Origin of the sequence: Variovorax sp. Sphag1AA (assembly GCF_014192575.1) — a bacterium.
GTDB lineage: Bacteria > Pseudomonadota > Gammaproteobacteria > Burkholderiales > Burkholderiaceae_C > Variovorax.
The window spans coordinates 623,135-649,812 of record NZ_JACHYC010000003.1 but is presented as its reverse complement, the minus strand read 5'-3'; the positions used below and the strand labels follow the sequence as shown (position 1 = coordinate 649,812).

Here is a 26,678-nt window from a genome sequence, read left to right as displayed (position 1 = left end):
CAAACCAATGCTTGAACGGATGCATCTCGCGATCGTGCAGGAGGTCGAGAAGCAGGGCTCCCTTACTGCGGCGGCCAATGTCCTGTGCGTGACCCAGTCGGCGCTCAGCCACAGCATGAAGAAGCTGGAGCAGCAACTCGGCACCGACATCTGGCTGCGCGAAGGTCGCAGCCTGCGGCTCACGCAGGCGGGGCAGTATTTGCTGGCAGTGGCCAATCGCGTGCTTCCGCAACTGGATCTCGCCGAAGAGCGTCTACGCCAGTTCGCGCAGGGCGAGCGCGGTACGCTGCGCATCGGCATGGAATGCCATCCCTGCTACCAGTGGCTGCTCAAGATCGTGTCGCCTTATCTGGCCGAATGGCCCGATGTCGATGTCGACGTGAAGCAGAAATTCCAGTTCGGCGGCATCGGCGCGCTCTTCGGCTACGAGATCGACCTGCTGGTCACGCCGGACCCGCTGTTCAAGCCTGGATTGAAGTTCGAGCCGGTGTTCGACTACGAGCAGGTGCTGGTGGTCGCCCGCAGCCATCCGCTGGCCGGTGCCGCCTACGTCAAGCCGCAGCAATTGACGCGCGAAGTGCTGGTCACCTATCCGGTCGAGACGGATCGCCTGGACATCTACAACCAGTTCCTGATGCCCGCGGGCGTTACGCCGAAGCGGCACAAGACCATCGAGACCACGGACATCATGTTGCAGATGGTCGCCAGCGGCCGGGGCGTCGCCGCGCTGCCTCGTTGGCTGGTGGAGGAGTACGCGGAACGGATGGACGTCGTGCCGGTCCGTCTCGGTCCGCGCGGTATCGCCAAGCACATCTATCTCGGCGCGCGCGAGGCGGAAACGCAGGTCGACTATCTCAAGGCATTCGTCGACATTGCGCGCCGGGGCGCGCCCTCATGACGGTGGGCTAGACGTAGCGCTTTTCGAGCGCATCCCACTCAGGCTTGCCGACGAGCCGTTGTCGTTCGGCAAAGGGCGTGACCAGACCGCTGGATTCCTGCACTTCTTTTTCGTCGCGCAGCACGGTCAATGCCTTCTGCATGCCAGCCACGGCGCCTTGTAGCGCGGCATTGGCGTAGAGGACGATGCCGTAGCCCAGCTCCGCGAGCTGGTCGGCATTGAAGATCGGCGTGCGACCGCCGATCACCATGTTCATCAGTTGCGGCTTCGAGAGGCGCTGGGGCAGGGCGCGCACTTCTTCCGCTTGCGTCACGGCCTCGACGAACAGGATGTCGGCGCCGGCCTCCGCGAACTTCTGCGCGCGCTCGATGGCCGCTTCGAAGCCCTGCGTGGCACATGCATCGGTGCGGGCGAGGATGAGCAGGTCTTCGTCCTGCCGCGCATCGACAGCCGCCTTGATCTTGCTGACGGCTTCTTCGGTGGAGATTACGTCCTTGCCCGAGAAATGACCGCAGCGCTTGGGAGCGACCTGATCCTCGAACTGGATGCAGTCGGCGCCTGCGCGCTCCAGCGTGCGCACCGTGTGGCGCACGTTCAGCGCATTGCCGAAGCCGGTGTCTGCATCGACGATGAGCGGCAGGCTGACCGCATCGCGAATACGCGCCGTGTGGTCCGCGATCTCGGCCAGGCCCATGAAGCCCTGGTCGGGCATGCCGAACCACATATTGGTCACGCCGGCGCCGGTGATGTAGATGGCCTCGAAGCCCAGGTCTTCGATGACGCGCGCGGAAAGGGCGTTGAAAGCGCCGGGCACCAGCACGCCGCGGCGCGCCTCGGCCAGCGAGCGCAGGGTCTTGCGGGTGCTGGTTGAACTCATCTTCAGTCTTCTTTCATACCGGTGGACTTGACGACGGCACCGAGGCGCGCGCGTTCTTCATCCACGAACTTGATAAACGATGCCCGGGTGCCGCCGATCGGCTCGATGCCCATGCTCTTGAGGCGCTGCACGGTGGCCGGGTCCTTCATGGCCTTGTCCACTGCCTCGGCCATTTTTTCGAGGATTGCGGGTGGCGTGCCGGCTGGCGCATGCACGCCGGCCCAATGTGCGATGCGGATGTCATCGAAGCCTTGCTCCACGGCGGTCGACAACTCCGGATAGGCGGAGATGCGTTGCGTCCACGTGGTTGCCAGAGGCTTCAGCTTGCCGCTCTTGATGTAGGGCAGCACTACGATGCTGGCTTCCGACGTCGCATCGACCTGATTGCCCAGCACGGCGGTGATCGATTCGGAGCCGCTCTTGTAGGGCACCACATCGAGCTTGGCGCCGTGGTTCTTCTCCAGCAGGCCTTCCACGAAATGCGGCGTGCTGCCAGTGCCCGCGGTCGCGAAGTGCAAGCCCTTGCCCTTCTTGGAGGCAGCAACGAAGTCCTTCAGGTCCTTGTAGGGTGCGTCGGCTGGCGCGACGACGACTGAGGGCGCGAGGGCGATCATTGCCACCGGAACGAGGTCGCTGTCCTTGTACGGCACGTTCTTGCGGATCATGCTGTTCGACACCACGCCGGCCGCGCTGATCAGGAAGGTATAGCCATCGGGTGCGCTCTTGGCGACTGCGTCGGTGCCCAGCATCGCGCCGGCGCCGGGTTTGTTGTCGACCACCACCGGCTGGCCGAGCGCCTTGGAGACGCCGTCAGCCGCAGCGCGCCCCATCAGGTCATTGGCGCCGCCTGCCGAGAACGGCACGACGAAGTGAATCGGCTTGGTCGGCCACTGCTGAGCCGATGCGGCGCCGGCGAGCGCCAAAGCCGAGAGGGCGAACACCGCTGCGCGGCGTGCGATGCGAACTTGAGTCATGGTGGGTCTCCTGAGTTGTGGATCGAACACTTCAGGAGAAATCATGCCCGAATCATCCCGGCACACGCACCCAGCCTTCCATCAGCACACGCGCGCTGCGACTCATCAGTGCCTTGGTGACGGCCCACTTGCCGCCATCCAGCCGTGCTTCCGCGCCGACCCTGAGCGTGCCCGAGGGATGGCCGAAGCGGACTGCATGGCGTTCGCCGCCACCCGCTGCGAGGTTGACCAGCGTGCCCGGCACCGCCGCCGCCGTGCCGATGGCTACCGCCGCGGTGCCCATCATCGCGTGATGCAACTGGCCCATCGAGAGCGCACGCACCAGCAGGTCGACCTCGGCCGCTTCCACGGACTTTCCGCTGGACGCCACGTAGCTCTGGGGCGGTGCGACGAAGGCGACCTTGGGTGTGTGCTGCCGCGTGGCGGCTTCGGCGATGTCCTTGATCAAGCCCATCTTCACTGCGCCCCACGCGCGAATGGTTTCGAAGCGCGTGAGCGCCGCTTTGTCTCCGTTGATGGCGCTCTGAAGTTCGGTCCCCGTGTAGCCGATGTCCTTCGCATTGAGGAAGATCGTCGGGATGCCGGCATTGATCAGCGTGGCCTTGAACGTGCCCACGCCCGGCACTTCCAGGTCATCGACCAGATTGCCGGTCGGGAACATGGCACCGCCGTCTTCGCCCTCGTCCGCAGGGTCCATGAACTCCAGCGCCACTTCGGCGGCGGGGAAGGTCACGCCGTCGAGTTCGAAGTCACCCGTCTCCTGCACTTCTCCGTTGGTGATCGGCACATGGGCGACGATGGTCTTGCCGATGTTGGCCTGCCAGATCCTGACGGTGCACAGGCCGTTGGCCGGAATGCGATCGGGTGAGATCAGGCTGTTGGCAATCGCGAAGGGACCGACAGCTGCCGAGAGATTGCCGCAGTTGCCCGACCAGTCCACGAAGGCCTTGTCGATCGCGACTTGCCCGAACAGGTAGTCCACGTCATGGCCGGACCGCGTGCTCTTCGAGAGGATCACGGTCTTGCTGGTACTGGACGTGGCTGCGCCCATGCCGTCGATCTGCTTGCCATAAGGATCCGGGCTGCCGATCACGCGCATCAGCAGTGCATCGCGCGCCGGTCCGGGTTGCTGGGCTGCTTCGGGCAAGTCTTGCAGGCGAAAGAAGACGCCCTTGCTGGTGCCCCCGCGCATGTACGTGGCGGGGATCTTGATCTGGGGTGCGAATGCCATCTTTGATTCCGTTCAGGCCGCTGCCGCGGCGGATGCGAGAAAGTCCTGCGCGAAGCGCTGCAGCACGCCGCCCGCTTCGTACACCGAGACTTCCTCCGCCGTGTCGAGACGGCATGTGACCGGCACGCGAAGGGTTTCGCCGTTTCGTCGATGCACGAGCAGCGTCAGTTCGGCGCCTGGCGTGCGTTCGCCGGCCACGTCGTAGGTTTCGGTGCCGTCGAGCTGGAGCGTCAGGCGGTTCGTTCCGGCCTTGAATTCAACAGGCAGCACGCCCATGCCGATGAGGTTGGTGCGATGGATGCGCTCGAAGCCTTCAGCCACCACCGTCTCCACGCCCGCGAGACGCACGCCCTTGGCGGCCCAGTCGCGGCTGGAGCCTTGGCCATAGTCGGCGCCGGCAATGATGATCAGCGGCTGTCGGCGGTTGAGGTAGGTCTCGATGGCTTCCCACATGCGCACCACCTTGCCTTCGGGTTCGATGCGGGCGAGCGAGCCCTTCTTCATCGCGCCATCGACCACGGCCATTTCGTTGACCAATTGAGGATTTGCGAAGGTGGCGCGCATGGCCGTCAGATGGTCGCCCCGATGCGTCGCGTAGGAATTGAAGTCCTCTTCGGGCAGGCCCATCTTCGCCAGGTATTCGCCGGCTGCGCTGTTCATCAGGATCGCGTTGGAAGGCGACAGGTGGTCCGTCGTGATGTTGTCCGGCAGCAAGGCCAACGGACGCATCCCCTTGAGCGTGCGCGGGTTGGCGGCCAGTGCGCCAACGCCTTCGGTGTCCCAGTAGGGTGGGCGGCGGATGTAGGTCGACATCGAACGCCAGTCGTACTGCGGACTGGCCCTTTCGCCATCGTCCGCTCGGATCGCGAACATCGGCTCGTACACCTTGCGGAACTGCTCGGGCTTGACGGCCTTGGCGACGATCTCGTCGATCTCCTCGTCGCTGGGCCAGATGTCCTTCAGACGCACTTCATTGCCTTGCGGATCGATGCCCAGCACATCCTGCTCGATGTCGAAACGGATCGTGCCTGCGATCGCATAAGCCACCACCAGGGGTGGAGAAGCAAGAAACGCCTGCTTGGCGTACGGATGGACGCGCCCGTCGAAATTGCGGTTGCCCGAGAGCACGGCAGTCGCGTAGAGATCGCGATCGACGATCTCCTGCTGGATCTTCGGATCGAGCGCACCACTCATGCCATTGCAGGTGGTGCATGCGAAAGCGACGATGCCAAAGCCGAGCTTTTCCAGATCGGGCAGCAGGCCGGCCTCTTCCAGGTACAGCTCGACTGCCTTGGAGCCGGGTGCGAGGGAACTCTTCACCCAGGGCTTGCGCGCAAGGCCGCGTGCATTGGCATTGCGCGCCAGCAGCGCTGCGGCGATCACGTTGCGCGGATTGCTGGTGTTCGTGCAGCTCGTGATGGCCGCGATGATCACTGCGCCATCAGGCATCAGGCCCTGTGCTTCTTCTGCCTTCGCCTTGTCGAGATCGATGGCGATGCCTCGCTCGCGAAGCGCGGCGGTGGGCAGGCGGCGATGCGGATTGGAAGGTCCTGCCATGTTGCGCACGACGCTCGAAAGGTCGAAGCGCAGCACGCGCTCGTACTGCGCGGTCTTCAGGTCATCGCCCCAGAAGCCGGCCGTCTTCGCGTAGTGCTCGACGAGCTTCACCTGTTCGTCGCTGCGTCCGGTGAGCTTCAAATAGTCGATCGTCTGCTCGTCGATGTAGAACAGCGCGGCAGTCGCACCGTACTCCGGGCACATGTTGGAGATCGTCGCGCGGTCGCCGATCGAGAGGCTCTCTGCGCCTGCGCCGTAGAACTCCACATACGCGCCGACCACCTTTTCCTTGCGCAGGAATTCGGTGAGTGCAAGCACGATGTCGGTGGCGGTGATGCCCGGCTGGCGGCGGCCGGTGAGTTCCACGCCGACGATGTCCGGCAGCCGCATCCACGAGGCGCGGCCGAGCATCACGTTCTCGGCTTCGAGGCCACCCACGCCTACCGCGATCACACCCAGCGCATCGACGTGTGGCGTGTGGCTGTCGGTGCCGACGCAGGTATCCGGGAAGGCCACGCCGTCCTGGACATAGACGACCGGGGACATCTTCTCGAGGTTGATCTGATGCATGATCCCGTTCCCCGCGGGGATCACATCGACGTTGTCGAAAGCCTTCTTCGTCCACTCGATGAAGTGGAAGCGGTCTTCGTTGCGGCGGTCTTCGATCTCGCGGTTCTTGCGGAAGGCGTCCGGATCGAAGCCTCCGCACTCCACGGCCAGCGAGTGGTCGACGATCAATTGCACAGGCACCACGGGGTTCACGGCGGCAGGGTCACCGCCCTGGGCCGCGATCGCATCACGCAGGCCGGCCAGATCCACGAGTGCCGTCTGTCCGAGGATGTCGTGGCAGACCACGCGCACCGGGAACCACGGAAAGTCCAGGTCGCGGCGGCGTTCGATCAGTTGCGTGAGGTAGTCCAGCAGGTGCTCGGGCTCTGCGCGACGCACGAGGTTCTCGGCATGCACGCGGGCGGTGTAGGGGAGAGTGGCCCAGGCACCCGGGCGCAATGCGTCGACAGCAGCGCGTGCGTCGTAGAAGTCGAGAGGGGTACCCGGGAGAGGCTGGCGATAAGGATGATTCATGGGAAAGTGGGGCGGCCGATGCCATCCCGGGGAGCGGCGCCGGAGCCTCCGGCGCCTGCCCGGGCTCAATCGGCCTTGATGTTGTTGTCTTTCGCGACTTTGGCGTAGCGCGGGATCTCGACCTTGATGAGGTTGCCGAACTGTTCGGGCGTCCCGCCTGCTGGCGATACGCCGGTGGGATCGAGCTGCGCCACCAGTTCAGGCGCTTTCAGCCCGGTATTGAGCGCACCGTTGATCTTGGCAATCGTGGCGGGCGGCACACCCTTCGGTGCGATCAGTCCATGCCAGGCGACGACGTCGTAGTCGCGCAGCCCGGATTCGGCCACCGAAGGAATATCCGGATACGCGGGCAGGCGCTGTGCCGTGGTGACGGCGAGCGCGCGAAGCCGTCCCGACTTCACGTGCGGCATCAACGCCTCGGTGCCTGCCACCAGCATGTCCACGTTGCCCGCCACGAGGTCTGTCACGGCCGGGCCCGTGCCCTTGTAAGGCACGTGCGTGGCCTTGACCTGCGCCATGCCGAACATGTACTCAGTGACGATGTGGAGGTGACTGCCGTTGCCAGCTGACGCGAAAGTCAGCTTTCCGGGGTTCTGCCGGCCATAGGCCAGCAGCTCCTGCAGATTGGTGGCCTTCACCTTATTGGGGTTGATGCAGACCACATACGCACCCTTGGACAACTGGATCACGGGGGTCATGTCCGCAATGGGATCGAACTTCAGCTTGTAGAGCGAGGGATTGACCGTGTAGCTCCCCGCAATCAGCAGCAGTGTGTAGCCGTCGGCAGGCGCATGCAGCGCAACTTCCGTTCCGAGCGTGCCGCCGGCACCGGGCCGGTTGTCGACGATCGCGCTCTGACCCAATCCCTTGCTGAGCAGGTTGGACGCCACTCGCGCGATGAAGTCCGAACCGCCGCCGGGTGCGAAGGGGCAGATGATGCGAATCGGCTTGCTGGGAAATGCGTCCTGCGCGCTCGCGACGAGCGGCAGGGGGATAGCGAGACTTCCAACGGCTGCGGAAAACGTGCGGCGGCTCAGCGTCATGACTCATCTCCAGTGTTGTAGTAGCGGCATGCTAGCCGCCAGCCGGTGTTGTGGTCCAAGCCGTTGATCCGCAAATACCCGCCCCGTGTGTCACTTGCGCTGGTCGATGGGGATGAACTTCTGGTCTTCGGGGCCGGTGTAGTTGGCGCTCGGACGGATGATCTTGTTGTCGATGCGTTGCTCGACCACGTGCGCAGCCCAGCCGCTGGTGCGTGCGATGACGAAGAGCGGCGTGAACATGGCCGTCGGCACGCCCATCATGTGATAGCTCACCGCGCTGAACCAGTCGAGGTTGGGGAACATCTTCTTGACTTCCCACATCACCGTTTCCAGTCGCTCGGCGATGTCGAACATCTTCGACGAGCCCGCCTCATCGGACAGTCGCCGGGCCACGCCCTTGATGACGACGTTGCGCGGATCGCTCACGGTGTAGACCGGATGCCCGAAGCCGATCACGACTTCCTTGGCTTCGACACGGCGGCGAATGTCGGCCTCGGCGTCGTCGGGGTTGTCGTAGCGCTTCTGGATCTCGAACGCGACTTCATTCGCGCCGCCGTGCTTCGGACCCCGCAACGCGCCGATGGCACCGGCGATGGCCGAGTACATGTCGCTGCCGGTGCCGGCGATCACGCGTGCCGTGAAGGTGCTGGCGTTGAACTCGTGCTCGGCATAGAGGTTGAGCGATGTGTGCATCGCGCTCACCCACGCCTGCGAAGGCTTGCGTCCGTGCAGCAGATGCAGGAAGTGGCCGCCGATCGAGTCGTCGTCGGTCTCGACCTCGATGCGCTTGCCGGAGGTACTCCAGTGGTACCAGTAGAGCAGCATGGAGCCGAGCGAAGCCATCAGGCGGTCCGCGATGTCGCGTGCCCCGGCGATGTTGTGATCGTCCTTTTCCGGCAGCACGCAGCCGAGCGCGGAGACGCCGGTGCGCATCACGTCCATCGGATGTGCGCTGGCGGGCAGGCTCTCGAGAGCCTCCTTCACGCTCGCCGGGAGACCGCGCATGGCCTTGAGCCGGTTCTTGTAGGCGCGAAGCTCCGCGCGCGAAGGCAGCTTGCCGTGCACCAGCAGGTGTGCGATCTCTTCGAACTCGCACACCTCGGCGATGTCCAGGATGTCGTAGCCGCGGTAGTGCAGGTCGTTGCCGGTGCGGCCGACAGTGCACAGCGCCGTGTTGCCCGCCGTGACACCCGAAAGGGCAACGGACTTCTTCGGCTTGAAGGTTGCCGAAGGTGCGGCTTCCGTCGTGGTGGTCATGTGGTTTCCTTGTCCAGATAAGAGCGATCGATGGGAGCGGGGCGGCCGTGGACGTCCGTTGCCACCATCTCGAACACACCCTTGAGCACTTCCTCGGCCGGGGCGCCCGGGGCTTCCGCGAGCCCCGTCACGCAGACAGTCATCGAACTGCGGCCGACCCGGCTGACCCAGGCGCGCAAGAGCAGGTCGTGTCCGACCGGCACTGGAGCCAGGAAGTCGACGCCGGTGATGGCCGCCATCACGACTTCGCGCTGAGCAAGGCTTCGTCCCGCCAGAAAGGCCGCCTTGGCCATGAATTGCAGGCCTTGTCCGGCGAACAGCGTGCCGTGATGGTTCGCAAGTGCTGGCAATACCAGTTCGCGAAGCTCGACTGTTCCCGGGGGTGTTGTCATGCTTCGCAATTTACGCAGAATGCACACCGTCGCCAATGACTGAAAAGGCGAATTCTTGCGAACGGAAGGCTGCGAATTTGCGAAGGTTGCGAATTTCTCGCGGCGGACCCAACTTGAGACCCGGACATCACGATGAAAAAGACATTCATGGGCGTGCGCCTGCGCAAGCTGCGCGCCGAACGCGGCCTGTCGCAGGTCGCGCTCGCGAATGCGATCGGGCTGTCGCCCAGCTACCTGAACCAACTCGAACAGAACCAACGCCCGCTGACGGTTGCGGTGCTGCTGAAGATCCATCGCGCATTGGGCGTGGACATCCAGCAGTTCTCGGAAGACGAGGAGGCCCGCCTCGTGGCCGGCATGCGCGAGGCGTTGGCCGATGCGCCCGAGCCCGTCGCGTTTCCCGAACTGCAGGAAGTCGCATCGCAGATGCCGGCGCTCGGCCGTGCGCTCATTGCATTGCACCGGCGCACTGTCGAAGCACAGGAGCAACTCGAAACGATGGCGATGCGTATGGGCGACGATCGGTCCGAACTCGCGACGCCGCGCGCCATGCCTTTCGAGGCGGTGCGGGATTTCTTCTTCGCCAACCAGAACCACTTCGATGAGGTCGACCGGCGCGCCGAGGCCCTGGCCGACGAAGCGGGGGCGACCGGCCCTCTGCTGGTGGATTGGCTGACGCAGCGGCTGCTGCATCGGCACAAGGTGCGTGTGCTCCCCGTCGCTGAGGGGCACGGAGGCAAGCGCCACTTCGATCCGGCAACGCGAACGCTTCGTCTGTCGGTCACGCTGGATGCGGCACAGCAGGTGTTCCAGCTCGCGACGCAGTTGGCGCTGGTCGAGCTTTCGGCGTTGATCGATTCGCTGGTGGCCGCGCCGCCGTTTGTCGACGATGCGCCATCCCGGCACCTGGCCCGCGTCGGGTTGGCCAACTACTTCGCGGGCGCTTTGCTGCTGCCGTACGCGAAGTTCCTCGAAGCGGCGGAACGGCTCCGCTATGACATCGACCTGCTCGGACAGCACTTCGGCGTGGGCTTCGAGACGGTGTGCCATCGGCTCAGCACACTGCAGCGACCGGGCGCGCCCGGCGTGCCTTTCTTCTTCGTGCGGGTGGATCGGGCGGGCAACATTTCCAAGCGGCAGTCGGCGACGCATTTCCACTTCAGCCGGACCGGCGGCACCTGCCCACTGTGGAACGTCTACGAAGCCTTCGAGCACCCCGGGCGCATCCTGCCGCAATTGGCGCGTATGCCGGATGGGCGCTCGTACCTCTGGATCGCGCGGACGGTGACGAGCCGGCAGGGTGGCTACGGCGCGCCGCAGAGGGTCTTCTCGATCGGGCTCGGCTGCGACATTCGCCACGCGCCTCGTCTCGTGTATGCCAAGGGGCTCGACATGCGTGATCCGGAAGCGGCGACACCCATCGGGATGGGCTGCAAGGTCTGCGAGCGGATCGATTGCCCGCAGCGCGCCTTTCCGTTTGTGGGGCGGCCGCTGGATGTCGACGAGAACCAGAGCCGCTTCACGCCTTACGGCGTCGCGGGTTGAGCAGCGCGCCTCCGAGTTACGCCGGCTGCGCTTCTTCGGCTTCGATGTAGTCGGGGTAGCGCGCGCAGATTTCCGCGACCGCACTGAGCGTGCCGGAGAGATGCTTGCGCAACGCCTTTTGTGCGCCGGCAGGGTCGCCTCGCTTGATGGCCTGCGCAATCGCGCGATGGTCGCGCAGGATGGCCTCGGTCTTTCCGGCGGTCGGAAGGTGCAGCCGGCGCAGGCGATCGACGTGGCCTGACATGCGGGCCACCATGTCCCACAGCCCGGCGACTCCGGCTGCCTCGTACATCAGTTGATGAAACCGGCGGTCGGCTTCGACGAAGTCGCCGTAGAGCTGCGCGGAGGCCAAGGCGGCCTGGCGGGCGATCTGTGCCTCGAGGTCTTGCACCAGGCCGGGCGGTGCTTCTTCGGCGAGCTGATGAACGATCTCCAGCTCGATCGAGCGCCGTAGAAAGTGCGCCTGCCGCGCCGCCGCGAGGTCGATGCGGCTCACCAGCGTGGCGTGCTGCGGAAACACATCCACCAAGCCTTCTTCGCTCAGTCGAAGCAGGGCCTCGCGCACCGGCGTCTGGCTGACGCCGAATTGCTCGGCCAGTTCCTGCCTTGCCAGCACGGCGCCGGGTTCGAGTTCGAGCGAAAGGATCGCATCGCGCAGCCGCTCGAGCACCTGCGGTGCCGCGTGTCGGGAGCGATCGAGTCGGATTTTCTGGTGCGTCCTCATCGGCGGGATTCTCGCATTGACGTACTAATATATTAGTGTTTTAATTTTCCCATCGCAACGAGACAAGACTGATGCCCACGTGGCTTTCCCACTCATGAAGCGCACCTACGACTCCCTGCGCAGCGCACGCTGGTTCGCACCGGACGACTTCCGATCCTTCGGCCACCGCTCGCGCGTGATGCAGATGGGCTATGCGCCCGCCGATTGGGCCGGCAAGCCGGTGATCGCGATCGTCAACACCTGGAGCGACGCGAACCAGTGCCACGCGCATTTCAAGCAGCGCGTCGACGACGTGAAGCGCGGCATCCTGCAGGCCGGCGGCTTTCCGCTGGAGCTGCCCGCGATCTCGCTGTCGGAAAGCATGGTCAAACCCACCACCATGCTCTATCGCAACTTCCTCGCGATGGAAACGGAAGAGCTGCTGCGCAGCCACCCCGTCGACGGCGCGGTACTCATGGGCGGTTGCGACAAGACCACGCCCGGGCTCACGATGGGCGCGCTCAGCATGGGCATTCCGTTCATCTACCTGCCCGCCGGCCCGATGCTGCGCGGCAACTGGCGCGGACATGTGCTCGGCTCGGGCTCCGACGCCTTCAAGTATTGGGACGAGCGCAGGGCAGGGCGGCTGTCCGACCAGGCATGGCACGAGATGGAAGCCGGCATCGCGCGCAGCCACGGCACCTGCATGACCATGGGCACCGCCGCGACGATGATGGGCATCGCCGAGGCCGTCGGCTTCGCGCTGCCGGGTTCGTCGAGCATTCCGGCGGCCGACGCGAACCATATCCGCATGAGCGCCGACTGCGGACGCCGCATCGTCGAGATGGTGTGGGACGACCTCACGCCCGCGAAGATGCTCACCCGCGCCAACTTCGAGAACGGCATCGCCTGCGCGATGGCGATGGGCTGTTCGACCAACGCGATCATTCATCTCATCGCGATGTCGCGCCGCGCCGGTCACGCTGTGAGCCTCGACGACTTCGACGCCGCGAGCCGCGAAGTGCCGGTCATTGCCAACATCCGGCCAAGCGGCGATGCCTACCTCATGGAGGACTTCTTCTATGCAGGCGGTCTTCCGGCACTGCTGGAGCGCATCCGCGGCCATCTGAAGACCGATGCGATGACTGTCAACGGCCGCACGCTCGGCGAGAACATCGCTGGCGCGGAGGTCTACAACGACGACGTCATCCGGCCGCTCGACAACCCCATCTATGCCGAAGGCGCACTTGCGGTGCTGCGTGGCAATCTCGCGCCCGATGGCGTGGTGATCAAGCCCAGCGCCTGCGCGCCGCATCTGCTGAAGCACACCGGGCGCGCGATCGTCTTCGACGACTACCCGAGCCTCAAGAAGGCGGTCGACGATCCGGACCTCGACGTGACCGGCGACGACATCCTCGTGTTGCGCAATGCCGGGCCGCGCGGCGCGGGCATGCCCGAGTGGGGAATGCTGCCGATCCCGACCAAGCTGCTCAAGCAGGGCGTGAAAGACATGCTCCGCCTGAGCGACGCACGCATGAGCGGCACCAGCTACGGCGGCTGCCTGTTGCACTGTTCGCCCGAAGCCGCGATCGGCGGCCCCCTCGCGCTGGTCAAGACCGGCGACCGCATCACCGTCGATGTGCCGGCGCGGCGCATCCACCTGGAGATCAGCGACGCCGAGCTTGCCAACCGCCGTGCCGCATGGACGCCGCCGCCGCCGCGCTACGAGCGCGGTTACGGCTGGATGTTCGGCCGCCAAATCCTGCAGGCCGATGCCGGCTGCGACTTCGACTTCCTCGAAACCAGCTTCGGCAAGCCGGTGCCCGAGCCCGACATCTTCTGAATCCATCGATACGCCACGGAGACGAAACCAGTGAATCCCAAGACCCGCGAGCAGCTGATGAAGGTCAGCACCGCCACGCTTTGCACCGCCTTGTTCAAGCGCGGATTGCGCAACCAGTTCATCCAGGACGTGCGCCCGCTCAACGCAGGATTGCCCAACATGGTGGGCGAGGCCTTTACGCTGCGCTACATCCCGGCGCGCGAAGACCTCAACACGATCAACGTGTTCCTCGACCGCCAGCATCCGCAGCGCCAGGCTGTCGAGCAGTGCCCGGAAGGCGCGGTGTTGGTGATCGACAGCCGCAAGGATGCGCGCGCCGCATCGGCCGGCGGCATTCTCGTGAGCCGTCTGATGAAGCGCGGCGTGGCTGGTGTGGTGACGGACGGCGGCTTTCGCGACAGCCCCGACATCGCGAAGCTGCCTTTCCCCGCGTATCACACCCGCCCCAGTGCACCGACCAATCTCACGCTGCACCAGGCAATCGACATCAACGTGCCGATCGGTTGCGGCGATGCGCCGGTGTTTCCGGGCGACGTGATCGTCGGCGATGCCGAAGGCGTGATCGTGATCCCGGCGGGCATCGCCGACGAGATCGCCGCCGAGGCCACCGAGATGACTGCGTTCGAGGACTTCGTGCAGGAGAAGGTGCTGGAAGGCCGCTCCATCCTCGGCCTCTATCCGCCGACCGAAGAGCAGTCGCGCACCGACTTCGCCGCATGGCGCGAGGCAAAGGGCCGCTGAGAGCCCGACAAGACAAGACCACAAAGAGAGACAACCCATGACCCTTCTTCGACGCGCGCTGCTCGCAGCAGCCTGCGCACTGCCGACCTTTGCCTGCCTGCAGGCGCAAGCCGCCGACTGGCCCGCCGCCAAGCCGATCACTTATGTGGTGCCTTTCACCGCGGGCGGCTCGACCGACATCGTCGGACGCACGCTCGCACAGAAGATGTCCGAGAACCTGAAGCAGTCGGTCGTCATCGACAACCGGCCCGGACAGGCCGGAGGCATCGGCGCCGCCTACGTCGCGAAAGCGGCACCCGATGGCTACACGCTCTTCGGCGGCACCATCAGCACCCACGCGATCAACGCGAGCCTCTACAAGAAGCTCCCGTACGACCCGATGAAGGACTTCGAGCCGGTCTCGCTCGTCGCGCGGCTGCCCAATGTGCTCATCGTCAATGCACAGCTTGGCGTGAACTCGGTGCCGGAACTGATCGCACTGCTCAAGAAGGACGAGAGCAAGCGCACATTCGCTTCGTCGGGTGCAGGCACCTCGACCCATCTCGCGGGTGAGCTTTTCGCGGACCAGATCGGCGTCAAGCTGACCCATGTGCCCTACAAGGGCACGCCACCCGCGATGACCGACGTGGCCGCTGGCCTCGTGCCCTTCATGTTCGACCAGGTGACTGCCGCGATGCCGCTTGTCCAGAGCGGCAAGCTCAAGCTGCTGGCGGTGACCACCAGCAAGCGCATCGCGCTGGTGCCGAACCTGCCCACCATGATCGAGTCGGGCTTGCCCAACTTCGAGATGTCGTCGTGGCAGGCGGTCTATGTGCCCAAGGGCACGCCGCGCCCGATCGTCAATCGCCTGAACGCCGAGATCGTCAGCGCCTTGAAGCAGCCGGACGTGCAGGCCAAGCTGCATGACCAGCTTGCGATGGAACTCGTCGGCAGCTCGCCGGAAGAACTGCGCGACTTCATGGCGCGCGAAATCCCGCGCTGGGCAGAGCTCGTGAAGAAGTCGGGCGCCACCGCCGACTGAGTCTCTCTTCTTTCTCGCACACTCCAGAAAGGCAAGCATGCAGACAAGCAGATTCGCGCGCCGGTCGATCGTGGCCCTGGCGCTCGGTACCCTGGGCGCCGCCCTCGCGCCCATGGCCGCGTACGCACAAGGCAGCTACCCCGAACGCACCGTGACCGTCGTCGTGCCCTTCGCACCTGGCGGCGGCACCGACATCGCGGCGCGCATCCTCGCCACCAAGCTGGGCGAGAAACTCAATCAGACCTTCGTGGTGGACAACCGCACCGGCGCGGGCGGCCTCGTCGGTGCCGAAGCGGTCGCCAGGGCCAAGCCCGACGGCTACACGCTGCTGGTGGGCAATGTGGGCACTCAGGCGATCAACCAGTCGCTCTATCCGAAGATGCCCTACGACGCGGACAAGGCCTTCGCGCCGATCTCGTTGTTTGCAGACTTGCCATTCGCGCTGGTGGTCAATCCGAAGGTGCCTGCGAAGACGCCGAAGGAACTGGTCGCGCTCGCCAAGGCCGAGCCGGGCAAATACACCTTCGCCAGCTCCGGCAACGGCGGCTCGCCGCATCTCACGGCGGAGATCTTCCAGCAGGCCACCGGCGCGAAGCTCACTCACGTGCCCTACAAAGGCGGCGGTCCTGCGATGGCGGATCTGATGGCTGGGCATGTCGACATGCTCTTCGCATCGATCCTGGAGACCTACAGCTACGTGAAGACGGGCAAGCTGCGCGCACTCGCGGTGACCAGCCCGACGCGATCGCCCGGCATGCCCGATGTGCCGACGCTCTCGGAGCAAGGCATCGCCAATGCCGACTCGGGTTCGTGGGTCGCGTTGTTGGCACCTGCAGGCACGCCGCAGACGATCATCGACAAGCTCTCGGCCGCGGTGAAGGAAGTGGTGGCCTTGCCCGATGTGAAAGAGAAGCTCATCGCGCAAGGCGCAACGCCGCGCGGCACGACGCCCGCCGAGCTGCAGGCGACCATCAATGCCGACAAGGATCGCTATGCGCGCGTCATCAAGGCGGGCAATGTGCGCATCGAGTGAGCGGAGCAGACTGATGATCCAACGTCGAACGCTCGCGATCGCACCGCTTCTCTGCGCGGCAATCGCAACACTTGCTGCCATCGCGCCTGCACAGGCGCAGACCTTCCCGACCAAGCCCATGACCATCGTGGTGCCGGCGTCGCCCGGCGGCGCGATCGATCTCGCCGCGCGCCTGATCGGACAGAAGATGTCCGAGAGCTGGGGCCAGCCGGTTGTCATCGACAACAGGACCGGCGCGACCGGCATCATCGGCACCGACTTCGTTGCCAAGAGCCCGCCGGACGGCCATACCCTCGCGTTGGTCGCGAGCAGCCATGCGATCAACCCGTTGATGGTGAAGAAGCTGCCCTTCGACACGCTGAAGAGCTTCGAGCCGGTGGTCCAGACGCATGCCGTGCCCCTGGTGCTGGTGGTCGCGCCGTCCTTCCCGGCGAAGAACCTCAAGGAGCTGATCGCCTATGGCAAGGCCCATCCGGGCCAGCTCTCCTTTGCTTCGAGCGGCTCCGGCGGTGCACCGCACTTTTCCGGCGAGTTGTTCAAGAGCATGACCGGCATCGACATGGTGCACGTGCCATACAAGGGCAGCACCCTCGCGCATCCCGATCTGTTGAGCGGCCGTGTCTCGCTGATGTTCGACACGCTCGCGGCGGTGAGCACGCAGGTGAAGGCCGGCAAGCTGCGTGCACTGGCCGTCACCACCTCCAAGCGCGTCGCGATGCTGCCCGATGTGCCCACCATGGCCGAGGCTGGACTGCCGGGCTATGAGACGAGTACGTGGGGTGGCTTGCTCGCGCCCGCAGGTACGCCGAAGCCTGTCGTTGCCAAGATCGCCGCAGAGACGACGCGCATCCTGGCGCTGCCCGATGTGAAGCAGCGGTTGATGGATGCCGGCGTGGAGCCGGTGGGTGGCACGCCCGAGCAGTTCTCCGCCTTCATCGCGCAGGAAATGGGCAAATGGGCCAAGGTCGCGAAGGACGCCGGCATCCAGCCCGAATGAACCCGAACCAGAAAGACATCGAACGCATGACCAAGCCCCGCATCCTCCAGAAAGGCCGCCTGCTGCCACAGCTCGAAAGCGCGCTCGTCGATAGCTATGACGTGCATGTGCTGGACCCCGAGAAGGACAACAGCGCCTGGCTCGCCGAGCACGGCCACGAGTTCGTCGCACTCGTCAGCTCGGCCCGCTATGGCGCCGAACGCGCATTGATCGACGCGCTGCCCAACTTGCGCGTGATCTCCAGCTTCGGCGTTGGCTACGAAACCATCGACATCGCGCGTGCGCGCGAGCGCGGCATCCCCGTCGGCTACACGCCCGACGTGCTCAACGATTGCGTGGCCGATACCGCCTTCGGCCTTCTGATGGACGTGGCGCGCCGCTTCTCGGCAGCCGACCGCTTCGTGCGCCGTGGCGACTGGCTCAAGGGCCAGTACCCGCTGACCACGCGCATCTCGGGCAAGAAGCTCGGCATCCTCGGCATGGGCCGCATCGGCCGCGTGATCGCATGGCGCGCAAGCGGCTTCGACATGGAGGTGCGCTATCACAACCGCCGCGAGCTGCAGGACAGCCCCTATGCCTACGAACCCACTCTGAAGGGCCTCGCGAGCTGGGCCGACTTCCTCGTGGTCGCGAGCGCCGGCGGGCCGGAGACGCGCAAGCTGGTCGATGCGGGCGTGCTCGACGCGCTCGGCCCCGAAGGCTTCCTCATCAACATTTCGCGCGGCTCGGTCATCGACGAAGCCGCCTTGCTCGATGCGCTGCGCGAGCGCCGCATTGCCGGCGCCGGCCTCGACGTGTTCGAGAAGGAGCCGCAGGTGCCCGAAGCCTTCTTCACGCTCGACAACGCGGTGCTGCTGCCGCATGTCGCCAGCGCCACCCGCGAAACCCGTCAGGCGATGGCCGACCTTGTGATCGAGAACCTCCGCAGCTTTTTCGCCGAAGGCAGGGTGAAGGTCGCCGTCTCCTGAGCGACGCATCGGTGTAAGTTCCGACTCGGCCGGCGAAGTGGTTGGGATATAAACCTCGCCATCTCAACTTCGGCCCTGCCCGAACCGCTGTGATGTACTGCGCCCAGTGCGGCACCTTGAACGGACCCACCCTTCCACTGTGCTCGAGCTGCGGCGTCAGTGTCAGAAGGGAACCCACCGCCAACGGCGGCACCGGACAACGAAAGAGCCTGCTGGGCGCCCTCGACAACCCGCGCGAGACGCGTGAAGGGCTACGCGAGCTCTACGCGGCAGCAGTCGGGCCCAGGAATCGCGACCACTATCTCGCGAAGTTCGCGCTCTTCGACCATGAGCGCAAGACATCGGCTGGCTGGCACTGGCCGGCTTTCTTCGCCACTTTCTACTGGCTCCTCTACAGAAAGATGTGGGGCAAGGCGGCGATCTACTTCTTTCTTCCGTACATGGTGCTGGTGCCTGCGGCGCTGTTCGGGCGATCCGTGCCATGGGCACTCGGCGCTGGCTACCTGGCGTACCTGCTGGCCATCTTCATCCTGCCGCCGCTTCTTGCCGACGCGGCCTATTACCGGCATTGCGAGCGCGTGATCGGGCGTGCGCGGGCGATCAACCGCAGCCAGGAAGGGCAACTCGGTCTCGTTGCGCGCAACGGCGGCACGAGCAGCTTCATGCCCTTCGTTGCCGGCGTGCTCTCCGTCGCGATGCTGGTGGGTACCGTGGCCTCCGTCGCCTTGCCGGCCTACCAGGACTACACGGTGCGCATGAAGGCGAAGCAGGCCGCGGATTCGGGTGATCTTCAATCGGCTGGACGTGTCTTGACCTCTGACTAAGATCTCGCTTCGAACGACACGCCCGCAGGGCGAAGGAGCCGAAGTGAACGCGAAGCGATCTGTCTTTACGGTGCTGGGTTCGATGGTGTTCTCCCTGTCCGCCGCGGCCGCGGGAATCGAAGGGCCGACCTGGGCCCTCACCAACGTGCAAGGGCTGGATGCGAGTCTTCTTCCGAGCGGGCCGCAGGCCGTGACCGCCAGATTCGAAGGGGGGCGTGTTTCCGGCTTTTCGGGCTGCAACCGCTTCTTCGGCTCGTACAACTTCAAGCAACCGGACCGGCTCGTCATCGGCCGCCTCGCCGGTTCGATGATGATGTGCGACGGCAATGCGATGAAGGTGGAGGGCGCGGTCCACAAGGCGATGGCCGGCACCTTCCGCCCTGTGCTGAGCGGCGATAGCCTCACCCTGATGTCGGCACGCGGCGAACCGGTGATGACCTTCAAGGCCGAGCCGAAGCCCAGCCTGATCGGCCTGCGCTCGAACGTGACCGGCTTCAACAACGGCAGGCAGGCGGTGGTGAGCCCGATGATCGACACGACGATCTCCCTGTCGTTCGGCGAGGGCGTCGTGCGGGGCTTTGCCGGGTGCAATACCTTCCAGGCCAGCTACACGGTGGACGGCAGCCGGATCGCCGTCGGGCCGATCGTGACCACGCGCCGAGCCTGCGCCGACGCCGTGATGGAGCAGGAGCGCCAGTTCCTGGCCGCGCTCAAGTCGACCACGACATGGGCTTTCAGCGGCGCCTTGCTCGACATGCATCGCCCCGATGGCGAGCGCACGGTGATGGGTTCGCGCGAACCCGGCTGACAGGGCTTGCGCGCCGCTACACCATCGAAACGCCTGACTTGAGCGGCCGCATGACGAAGCTCGTGCGGCAGTCCTGCACGCTCGGGTGCTTCAGCAGCGTGTCCATGACGAATCGGGTGTAGTGGTCCATGTCCGCGACGAGCACCTTGAGCAGGAAGTCCATGTCACCGGTCAGGGACACGCATTCCACCACTTCGGGCCATGTCGCGACTTCGGCCGCGAAGCCGTCCATTGGCGTTCTCTTGCTGCCGCCGGTGTGCTTCTCCAGCCGCACGTTGATGTAGGCGGTGAGGTTGAGCCCCACGCGGCGCGCGCGCACCAGCGCCGCATAGCCGGCGATGACGCCTGCTTCCTCCATGCGCCGCACGCGCCGAAGTGCCGCGGAAGCCGACAGCCCGACTTGGCTGCCGAGCTCGTCGAATGAAATCCGTCCCTGCGCCTGCAGGACAGTCAGGATGCGTCGATCAAGAGAATCGAGCTCGATGGCTTCTTCCATCCGGGCATCTTCGCATGAATCATGCGTAGAAGGCGGTGTTGCGCCTTGAAATCGCAAGATAAATGCGTCGGGAAATGCCTACAGTCTCTCCATCCCCCAGCCAACGGCTGCTTCATTCCTGGAGACGATGTATGACCGACCTGTTCGAGAACCCGATGGGCCTTTGCGGCTTTGAGTTTGTGGAATTCGCTTCTCCGAAGCCGGGCGTGCTGGAGCCGCTGTTCGAGAAGCTGGGCTTCACGCTGGTCGCCAAGCACCGTTCCAAGAACGTGCTGCTGTTCCGCCAGGGCGATATCAACTTCATCGTGAACAACGAACCGGGCCAGGCGGGCTACTTCGCGGCTGAGCACGGGCCCTCGGCCTCTGGACTGGCCTTCCGCGTGCGCGACGCGCACAAGGCTTACAAGCGTGCCCTCGAACTGGGTGCGCAGCCCATCGACATCCCCACCGGCCCGATGGAACTTCGCCTGCCGGCTATCAAAGGCATCGGCGGCGCGCCGCTTTACCTGATCGACCGCTTCGAAGACGGCAAGTCCATCTACGACATCGACTTCGAATTCCTGCCCGGCGTGGACCGCCATCCCAAGGGCCACGGCTTCCAGGTCGTGGACCACCTCACGCATAACGTCTATCGCGGCCGCATGGCCTATTGGGCGGACTTCTACAGCAAGCTCTTCAACTTCCGCGAGATCCGCTACTTCGACATCAGCGGTGAGTACACGGGCCTGACCTCCAAGGCGATGACGGCACCGGACGGGCTCATCCGCATTCCGCTCAACGAAGAAGCCAAGCAGGGCGGCGGGCAGATCGAGGAGTTCCTGATGCAGTTCAACGGCGAAGGCATTCAGCACATCGCCCTCTTGACCGACAACCTGCTCGACTCGATCGACCAGCTGCAGATGGCGGGCATCCCGCTGCTGACCGCGCCCAACGACATCTACTACGACAACCTCGAGAAGCGCCTGCCCGGCCACGGCCAGGAAGTGGGCGAATTGCAGGCGCGCGGCATCCTGCTGGACGGAACGACCGAAGGCGGCAAGCCGCGGCTGCTGCTGCAGATCTTCTCGGAGCCGATGCTCGGGCCGGTGTTCTTCGAGTTCATCGAGCGCAAGGGCGACTATCGCGAAGGCTTCGGCGAAGGCAACTTCAAGGCGCTGTTCGAGTCGCTGGAACGCGACCAGATCAACCGCGGCGTGCTGGCGGCCCCTGACAAGGCGGAAAAAGAACCCGCATAAGCCAGGGCCCTGGCCCGCTTGATTGGATCGCACCATGCTGCAACAGCTCAAGGAATCAGCCAGGCACGGCCTTGCCGCCGGCGAGATGCATGCGCCCGCGCGGCCTGACTGGACGATCGACCAGGGATGGTCGAACTACACGAGCGAAGAGCACGCCGTCTGGCGCACGCTCTTCGAGCGGCAGTCGAAGCTGCTGCCGGGACGTGCATGCGACGAGTTCATCCGTGGCATGCAGGACTTGCCGATCGGGCCCGAGCAGATTCCCGATTTCGAGCAGATGTCCAAGGTCCTGAGGAAACGCACCGGCTGGGAGGTCGTGGCCGTGCCGGGGCTCGTCCCGGACGATGTGTTCTTCGAGCACCTGGCCAATCGTCGCTTTCCGGCGGGCCATTTCATCCGCAAGCCGCATGAGCTGGACTACCTCGAAGAGCCCGACGTCTTCCACGACGTCTTCGGCCATGTGCCGATGCTGGTGAACCCGGTGATCGCGGACTACATCCAGGCCTACGGCGAAGGCGGGCTGCGCGCCAAGCGGCTGGGAGTGCTGGAGAAGCTGGCGCGGGTCTATTGGTACACGGTCGAGTTCGGACTGGTCCAGCAACCCGACGGCCTGCGGATCTACGGCGCCGGTATCGCATCCTCGGCCAGCGAGACCCGCTTTGCCGTCGAGGACGACTCTCCGAACCGCATCCGCTTCGAGCTCGAGCGGGTGATGCAGACGCGCTACCGCATCGACGACTTCCAGGAGACCTACTTCGTGCTGGGTCACCTCGATGAGCTGCTGGAACTGGCCCACATCGATTTCGCTCCGCTCTACGAGCGCCTGGCAGGCTCGCCGGAATACGAGGCGGGGACGGTGCTTGCCACCGACACCGTCGTGACGCGGGGAACGGGCCGATACCACGCCGCCAAGCGTCCTGAGGCCGCGCGCGGGATGGCCTGAAGCCGGCGACAGGTCTAGCATCGTGGCCGTGCAACATTGGTCACCATCCTCCTGGCGCGAGCGCAAGGCGCTGCAGCTGCCTGCCTACCCTGATGCCGGCGCACTGCAGGCAGTGGAAGGCCGGCTGTCGTCCCTGCCTCCCCTGATCTTTCCGGGAGAGATCACGCAGCTCAAGGCGCGGCTTGCGGCCGTTTCCCGTGGCGAAGCATTCCTGCTGCAAGGCGGAGACTGCGCGGAAAGCTTCGATGAACTGGGGCAGATGCCCGTGGAATCGACATTCCGCGTGATCCTCCAGATGGCGGTCGTGCTTACCTATGCGGCGTCCTGTCCAGTCATCAAGGTCGGGCGTATCGCAGGGCAGTTTGCGAAGCCGCGGTCCTCGGATACCGAGACCGCACAAGGCGTAACGCTGCCTTCCTACCGCGGCGACATCATTAACGGCGCGGAATTCAGCGCCGATGTGCGAACGCCTGATCCGCAACGGCTCCTGACGGCTTACTCCCACTCGGCGGCCACGCTCAACCTGCTGCGTGCCCTGGCGCAAGGCGGCTTCGCGGACCTGCATCGGGTGCATGGCTGGACGGCGGATTTCGTCCGGCGCAGCCCGCAGGGCGAACGCTTCGAAGAACTGGCAGATCGCATCGATCAGTCCCTGGCGTTCATGGAGGCTTGCGGGTTCGACGCGGCGAAGGCGCCTCAACTGCATGCTGTGGAGTTCTACACCTCGCATGAGGCGCTGCATCTGCACTACGAGGAAGCGCTGACGCGCCACGATGAAAGCTGCGATCGATCCTATGGTGCATCGGCGCACATGCTCTGGCTGGGCGAGCGCACGCGAGGCATCGAGGGTGCGCACGTGGAATACCTGCGCGGCATCGACAACGCCGTCGGCGTCAAGCTGGGACCGGCCGCCCGGCCGGAAGACGTGCTGGCCCTTTTGGATCGCCTGGATCCAAACCACGAACCCGGTCGCATCGTCCTGATCGCGCGCATGGGCAGCGACAAGGTGGCCGATGCGCTCCCGCCATTGCTGAGCGCGGTGCGGGACGCGGGCCGTACGCCCGTGTGGTGTTGCGACCCGATGCACGGCAACACCGTGACCTCGTCGAACGGCTACAAGACGCGCGACTTCGGGCGCATCCTCGATGAAGTTCGCGGCTTCTTTGCGGCGCACCGGCAGGAGGGGACCTATCCCGGCGGTCTTCACTTCGAAATGACGGGGCAGGACGTCACCGAATGCCGCGGAGGTGCGCAGGCCCTTGGGGATGAAGGGCTGGCGGAACGCTATCGCACGGCATGCGACCCGCGGCTCAACGGATCGCAAAGCCTGGAGTTGGCATTCCTCGTCGCCGATGTGCTCCGGTCACGCGGGCGCTGACGCCTCCTCCCTGCAGTGGATGACGCACTGCAGCGCGTGTCTCCAAATCGCGGCACGAGCCATGAATTCAAACGACGTCGCTAATTTCTGGGAGGCCAACGCGGACGCATGGACACGCCTTGCTAGGCTGGGTGTGGATGTGTTCCGCGACATGCTCAACAGTCCGGCCTTCTTCGGCATGCTGCCGCCCGTGGCGGGCCTGTCGGGGCTCGACGTGGGCTGCGGCGAGGGGAGCAACACGCGTCAGCTCGCACGGCTCGGCGCGCGGATGGCCGCCGTCGACATCGCGCCGACCTTCGTGCGCAATGCGCGCGATGTCGAAGAGGCCGCGCCGCTGGGCATCGACTACCGCGTCGGCGACGGCATGGCGCTGCCCTTTGCCTCGTGCTCCTTCGATTTCGTGACGGCCTTCATGTCGCTGATGGACATGCCGGACCCGGTGCGCGCCCTGCACGAAGCGAGCCGCGTGCTGCGGCCCGGTGGCTTCCTGCAGTTCTCGATCCTGCATCCGTGCTTCGCACCGCCGCACCGCGAGGTGGTGCGCGACGCGAACGGCAGGGCGAAGGCGATCGAGATCGGCGGCTACTTCGAATCGACCGAAGGGCGCGTCGACACGTGGTGGTTCTCGACGCTGAAGGCCAAGGAGCGCGAGCAGGTCGCGCCTTTCCAGACGCCCATCTTCCACCGCACGCTGAGCCAGTGGTTCGACATCGTGATCGGCGCGGGCCTCAGCATCGACAAGATCGGGGAGCCCACCGCGGGCACCGGTTCGAGACACGCGGATGCCGTGGTCGACGACACCCGGGTCGCGCCGCTGTCGTTGCATATCCGCGCGAGCAAGCGCAGGGCGCGCCACCGCAAGCCGGCCATCGCTTGACAGGCGGGTGCGGCCCGGTGGATTCTCGCCGGGCACTGGTGCACTGCTGGAACCCGCCCATGGAAACGTCCGCTGTCGAGAAATCCATCCATTCGCCGCCGAAGGCTTCGCGCCGTATCGAAGAACTGCCGGGGCCGCGCGGCATCCCGGTGCTCGGCAACCTACTGCAGATCGAGCCCCAGCGCATGCATCGCCAGCTCGAGGACTGGTGCGCGGCCTACGGGCCGTATTTCAAGGTGAAGTTCGGCAAGCGGCCGATGCTCGTCGTCGGCGAGCACCAGGCGATCGCGGCGGCCCTGCGCGACCGGCCCGAGGGGTTCAGCCGCACCAGCCGCCTCGAAGCCGTCGCGAAGGAGATGGGCCTCAAACCCGGCCTGTTCGGCGCCAACGGCGACGACTGGCGGCGACAGCGGCGCATGGTGATGGCGGGCTTCGATCCTGCACATGTCAAGGCGTACTTCCCGTCGCTGAGCAAGGTCGCCGATCGGCTTGGCGGCCGCTGGGCCGCGGCGGCGCGCGAAGGCCGTGCCATCGACCTGCAGGCCGATCTGATGCGCTACACCGTCGACACCATCGCGGGGCTGGCTTTCGGTGCGGAGGTCAATACGCTGGAGTCCGGCGCGGACGTCATCCAGCAGCATCTCGACAAGATATTCCCCGCATTGCTGCGCCGCGTGCTCGCGCCGTTCCCGACCTGGCGCGTGTTCCCGACAGCGAGCGACCGCGCGCTCAAGCGTGGCGTGATCGCAGTCAACGAGGCCGTCGACCGCTTCGTCGCCGAGGCGCGGCAGCGGATGGAGGCCGAACCGGACCGGCGCACGAATCCACGCAATCTGCTCGAGGCGATGATCGCCGCGGCGGACCAACCCGAGAGTGGCATCAGCGACACCCAGGTGGCCGGCAACGTGATGACCATGCTGCTCGCGGGCGAGGACACGACCGCCAACACCATCGCGTGGATGATCGATCTGTTGTGGCGCCACCCGGCCGAACTGGCCCGCGCCACCGAGGAGGTCCGGCGCGTGCTGCCGGATGGGCAGTTGCCCGACTTTGCCCAGGTGGGCGATCTCGACTTCATCGAGGCCTGCGCACTGGAGACCATGCGCCTCAAGCCGGTCGCGCCGCTCATCTTCGTGCAGGCCGCGCGCGACACGGTGGTGGGTGATGTCGAAGTGCCGGCAGGTGTGGTCATTGCCACGCTGATGCGCCGCGACAGCGTGAGCGACGACCACGTGCCGAATGCCGCCACCTTCGCGCCTTCGCGTTGGCTTGCGGACGAACCGGACGCCATGAGCAGTACGGCAAAGCGCACCTCGATGCCCTTCGGTGCAGGCCCCCGCATCTGCCCGGGCCGCTACCTTGCGCTGCTCGAAATGAAGATGGCGATGGCGGTACTGCTGAGTCGATTCGACATCGTGTCCGTCGACACGCCGGACCACCGGCCGACACGCGAACTGCTTGCATTCACCATGACCCCGGTGGGGCTCCGGATGCGTCTGCGCGAGCGTGCGACCGGACTGGACGCCGCCAGGGATTCGATCGAAAGGGCCCCCGAATGAAGCTGTCCCTGCTGTCCGTGCTCGCCGCGCTGACCTTGTGCGCGTGCTCGACAACCCAGTCCGACCTGGTCCTGCTGAAGAACCACATCGAAGGTCCGCGCTGCACGGCGCCGGCCGCGGGTGCATGTGCGAGCTGCGAGACCGGGTGCCCGGTGGGCAAGCAGGCGCTGTGCATCGGCGGCACCAACGCGGCAGAGACGGCGAGCGCGGCGCCTTCGTGTGTCAAGCCCGCTTCGTGCTCATGCATGTAGTGCATGTAGCACGCAGGTACTTAGGCGGGCATTAGCGGCCGCTTTGCTGCGGGATTCCACCAAGGTTGCGCCCGGACGTGCGCGGCGCATACTGGCGCCAGACCCGTGAAGCCTTCCCCCCAGGGCAACGGGCGGCATCCAGGA

The 26,678-nt window shown here is 65.3% G+C and carries 25 protein-coding genes; 16 read left to right on the top strand and 9 right to left on the bottom strand.

Translation table 11 applies throughout. The features are described 5' to 3' along the window. Positions 1 to 7 precede the first annotated feature (7 nt). A complete protein-coding gene (locus FHW64_RS14875) occupies positions 8 to 898 on the top strand; it encodes a LysR family transcriptional regulator (protein WP_184527406.1) in 891 nt (296 codons plus the stop codon). A gap of 7 nt (positions 899 to 905) precedes the next feature. On the opposite strand, the gene FHW64_RS14870 is transcribed toward FHW64_RS14875, so the two are convergent. The 7 genes from FHW64_RS14870 to FHW64_RS14840 form a co-directional block, all read right to left on the bottom strand. Beyond that, positions 906 to 1,775, bottom strand: a complete 870-nt coding sequence (locus FHW64_RS14870; protein WP_184527404.1) for an oxaloacetate decarboxylase — start codon at positions 1,773 to 1,775, stop codon at positions 906 to 908. 2 nt (positions 1,776 to 1,777) lie between these two features. Continuing rightward, positions 1,778 to 2,749 carry a tripartite tricarboxylate transporter substrate binding protein gene (locus FHW64_RS14865; RefSeq protein ID WP_184527402.1) on the bottom strand — a complete coding sequence of 324 codons (972 nt, stop codon included), beginning with the start codon at positions 2,747 to 2,749 and terminating at the stop codon, positions 1,778 to 1,780. A gap of 52 nt (positions 2,750 to 2,801) precedes the next feature. Then, complete coding sequence (gene prpF / locus FHW64_RS14860; protein ID WP_184527400.1) at positions 2,802 to 3,980, bottom strand: 2-methylaconitate cis-trans isomerase PrpF; 1,179 nt, start codon at positions 3,978 to 3,980, stop codon at positions 2,802 to 2,804. A gap of 12 nt (positions 3,981 to 3,992) precedes the next feature. Continuing rightward, the gene (gene acnD / locus FHW64_RS14855; protein ID WP_184527398.1) at positions 3,993 to 6,620 is read right to left on the bottom strand and encodes a Fe/S-dependent 2-methylisocitrate dehydratase AcnD; all 2,628 of its coding nucleotides are present in this window, start codon (positions 6,618 to 6,620) and stop codon (positions 3,993 to 3,995) included. Between the two features lie 65 nt (positions 6,621 to 6,685). After that, positions 6,686 to 7,663 (bottom strand): tripartite tricarboxylate transporter substrate binding protein, encoded by a 978-nt coding sequence (locus FHW64_RS14850; protein WP_184527396.1) that lies wholly within the window; start codon positions 7,661 to 7,663, stop codon positions 6,686 to 6,688. A gap of 90 nt (positions 7,664 to 7,753) precedes the next feature. Beyond that, positions 7,754 to 8,920, bottom strand: a complete 1,167-nt coding sequence (gene prpC, locus FHW64_RS14845; RefSeq protein WP_184527394.1) for a 2-methylcitrate synthase — start codon at positions 8,918 to 8,920, stop codon at positions 7,754 to 7,756. After that, positions 8,917 to 9,312, bottom strand: a complete 396-nt coding sequence (locus FHW64_RS14840) for an acyl-CoA thioesterase (RefSeq protein WP_184527392.1) — start codon at positions 9,310 to 9,312, stop codon at positions 8,917 to 8,919. Before FHW64_RS14840 ends, prpC begins: the two co-directional genes overlap by 4 nt. Before the next feature lie 132 nt (positions 9,313 to 9,444). Here FHW64_RS14840 and FHW64_RS14835 point away from each other — a divergent pair, with 132 nt between their 5' ends. Beyond that, entirely contained in the window at positions 9,445 to 10,857 is a 1,413-nt protein-coding gene (locus tag FHW64_RS14835; protein WP_184527390.1) for a short-chain fatty acyl-CoA regulator family protein, read from the top strand. A 16-nt stretch (positions 10,858 to 10,873) separates the two neighbouring features. On the opposite strand, the gene FHW64_RS14830 is transcribed toward FHW64_RS14835, so the two are convergent. Then, complete coding sequence (locus tag FHW64_RS14830; protein WP_184527388.1) at positions 10,874 to 11,581, bottom strand: GntR family transcriptional regulator; 708 nt, start codon at positions 11,579 to 11,581, stop codon at positions 10,874 to 10,876. Positions 11,582 to 11,675: 94 nt separating this feature from the next. Here FHW64_RS14830 and araD point away from each other — a divergent pair, with 94 nt between their 5' ends. The 8 genes from araD (at position 11,676) to FHW64_RS14790 (ending at position 19,795) form a co-directional block, all read left to right on the top strand. Next, positions 11,676 to 13,403 (top strand): L-arabinonate dehydratase, encoded by a 1,728-nt coding sequence (gene araD / locus FHW64_RS14825; protein ID WP_184527386.1) that lies wholly within the window; start codon positions 11,676 to 11,678, stop codon positions 13,401 to 13,403. Between the two features lie 30 nt (positions 13,404 to 13,433). Continuing rightward, positions 13,434 to 14,144, top strand: coding sequence for a ribonuclease activity regulator RraA (locus FHW64_RS14820; RefSeq protein ID WP_184527384.1), 711 nt, complete (start codon positions 13,434 to 13,436; stop codon positions 14,142 to 14,144). 37 nt (positions 14,145 to 14,181) lie between these two features. Then, the gene (locus FHW64_RS14815) at positions 14,182 to 15,165 is read left to right on the top strand and encodes a tripartite tricarboxylate transporter substrate binding protein (RefSeq protein WP_184527382.1); all 984 of its coding nucleotides are present in this window, start codon (positions 14,182 to 14,184) and stop codon (positions 15,163 to 15,165) included. A gap of 37 nt (positions 15,166 to 15,202) precedes the next feature. Continuing rightward, positions 15,203 to 16,198, top strand: a complete 996-nt coding sequence (locus tag FHW64_RS14810; RefSeq protein ID WP_184527380.1) for a tripartite tricarboxylate transporter substrate binding protein — start codon at positions 15,203 to 15,205, stop codon at positions 16,196 to 16,198. Positions 16,199 to 16,211: 13 nt separating this feature from the next. Continuing rightward, entirely contained in the window at positions 16,212 to 17,195 is a 984-nt protein-coding gene (locus FHW64_RS14805) for a tripartite tricarboxylate transporter substrate binding protein (protein ID WP_184527378.1), read from the top strand. Beyond that, positions 17,192 to 18,163: a 2-hydroxyacid dehydrogenase gene (locus tag FHW64_RS14800; protein ID WP_260303865.1), complete on the top strand. Its 972-nt coding sequence runs from the start codon at positions 17,192 to 17,194 to the stop codon at positions 18,161 to 18,163. Before FHW64_RS14805 ends, FHW64_RS14800 begins: the two co-directional genes overlap by 4 nt. Before the next feature lie 116 nt (positions 18,164 to 18,279). Continuing rightward, positions 18,280 to 18,987 (top strand): DUF2628 domain-containing protein, encoded by a 708-nt coding sequence (locus FHW64_RS14795; RefSeq protein ID WP_184527374.1) that lies wholly within the window; start codon positions 18,280 to 18,282, stop codon positions 18,985 to 18,987. 43 nt (positions 18,988 to 19,030) lie between these two features. Further along, positions 19,031 to 19,795 (top strand): META domain-containing protein, encoded by a 765-nt coding sequence (locus FHW64_RS14790; protein WP_184527372.1) that lies wholly within the window; start codon positions 19,031 to 19,033, stop codon positions 19,793 to 19,795. Between the two features lie 16 nt (positions 19,796 to 19,811). Here the strand turns inward: FHW64_RS14790 and FHW64_RS14785 are convergent, their stop codons facing one another. Continuing rightward, positions 19,812 to 20,291: an Lrp/AsnC family transcriptional regulator gene (locus FHW64_RS14785; RefSeq protein ID WP_184527370.1), complete on the bottom strand. Its 480-nt coding sequence runs from the start codon at positions 20,289 to 20,291 to the stop codon at positions 19,812 to 19,814. A 131-nt stretch (positions 20,292 to 20,422) separates the two neighbouring features. Between FHW64_RS14785 and hppD the strand changes: the two genes are divergently transcribed. From hppD to FHW64_RS14755, 6 genes are all read left to right on the top strand, one after another. Beyond that, entirely contained in the window at positions 20,423 to 21,526 is a 1,104-nt protein-coding gene (hppD, locus tag FHW64_RS14780) for a 4-hydroxyphenylpyruvate dioxygenase (RefSeq protein WP_184527368.1), read from the top strand. Positions 21,527 to 21,560: 34 nt separating this feature from the next. Then, on the top strand, positions 21,561 to 22,469 hold the full coding sequence (gene phhA, locus FHW64_RS14775; protein ID WP_184527366.1) for a phenylalanine 4-monooxygenase: 909 nt from the start codon (positions 21,561 to 21,563) through the stop codon (positions 22,467 to 22,469). 28 nt (positions 22,470 to 22,497) lie between these two features. Continuing rightward, positions 22,498 to 23,847 carry a class II 3-deoxy-7-phosphoheptulonate synthase gene (locus tag FHW64_RS14770; protein WP_184527365.1) on the top strand — a complete coding sequence of 450 codons (1,350 nt, stop codon included), beginning with the start codon at positions 22,498 to 22,500 and terminating at the stop codon, positions 23,845 to 23,847. A gap of 61 nt (positions 23,848 to 23,908) precedes the next feature. Beyond that, the gene (locus FHW64_RS14765) at positions 23,909 to 24,724 is read left to right on the top strand and encodes a class I SAM-dependent methyltransferase (RefSeq protein ID WP_184527363.1); all 816 of its coding nucleotides are present in this window, start codon (positions 23,909 to 23,911) and stop codon (positions 24,722 to 24,724) included. A 59-nt stretch (positions 24,725 to 24,783) separates the two neighbouring features. Further along, positions 24,784 to 26,283 (top strand): cytochrome P450, encoded by a 1,500-nt coding sequence (locus tag FHW64_RS14760; RefSeq protein WP_184527361.1) that lies wholly within the window; start codon positions 24,784 to 24,786, stop codon positions 26,281 to 26,283. Further along, entirely contained in the window at positions 26,280 to 26,534 is a 255-nt protein-coding gene (locus FHW64_RS14755) for a hypothetical protein (RefSeq protein WP_184527359.1), read from the top strand. Before FHW64_RS14760 ends, FHW64_RS14755 begins: the two co-directional genes overlap by 4 nt. Positions 26,535 to 26,678: the final 144 nt, after the last annotated feature.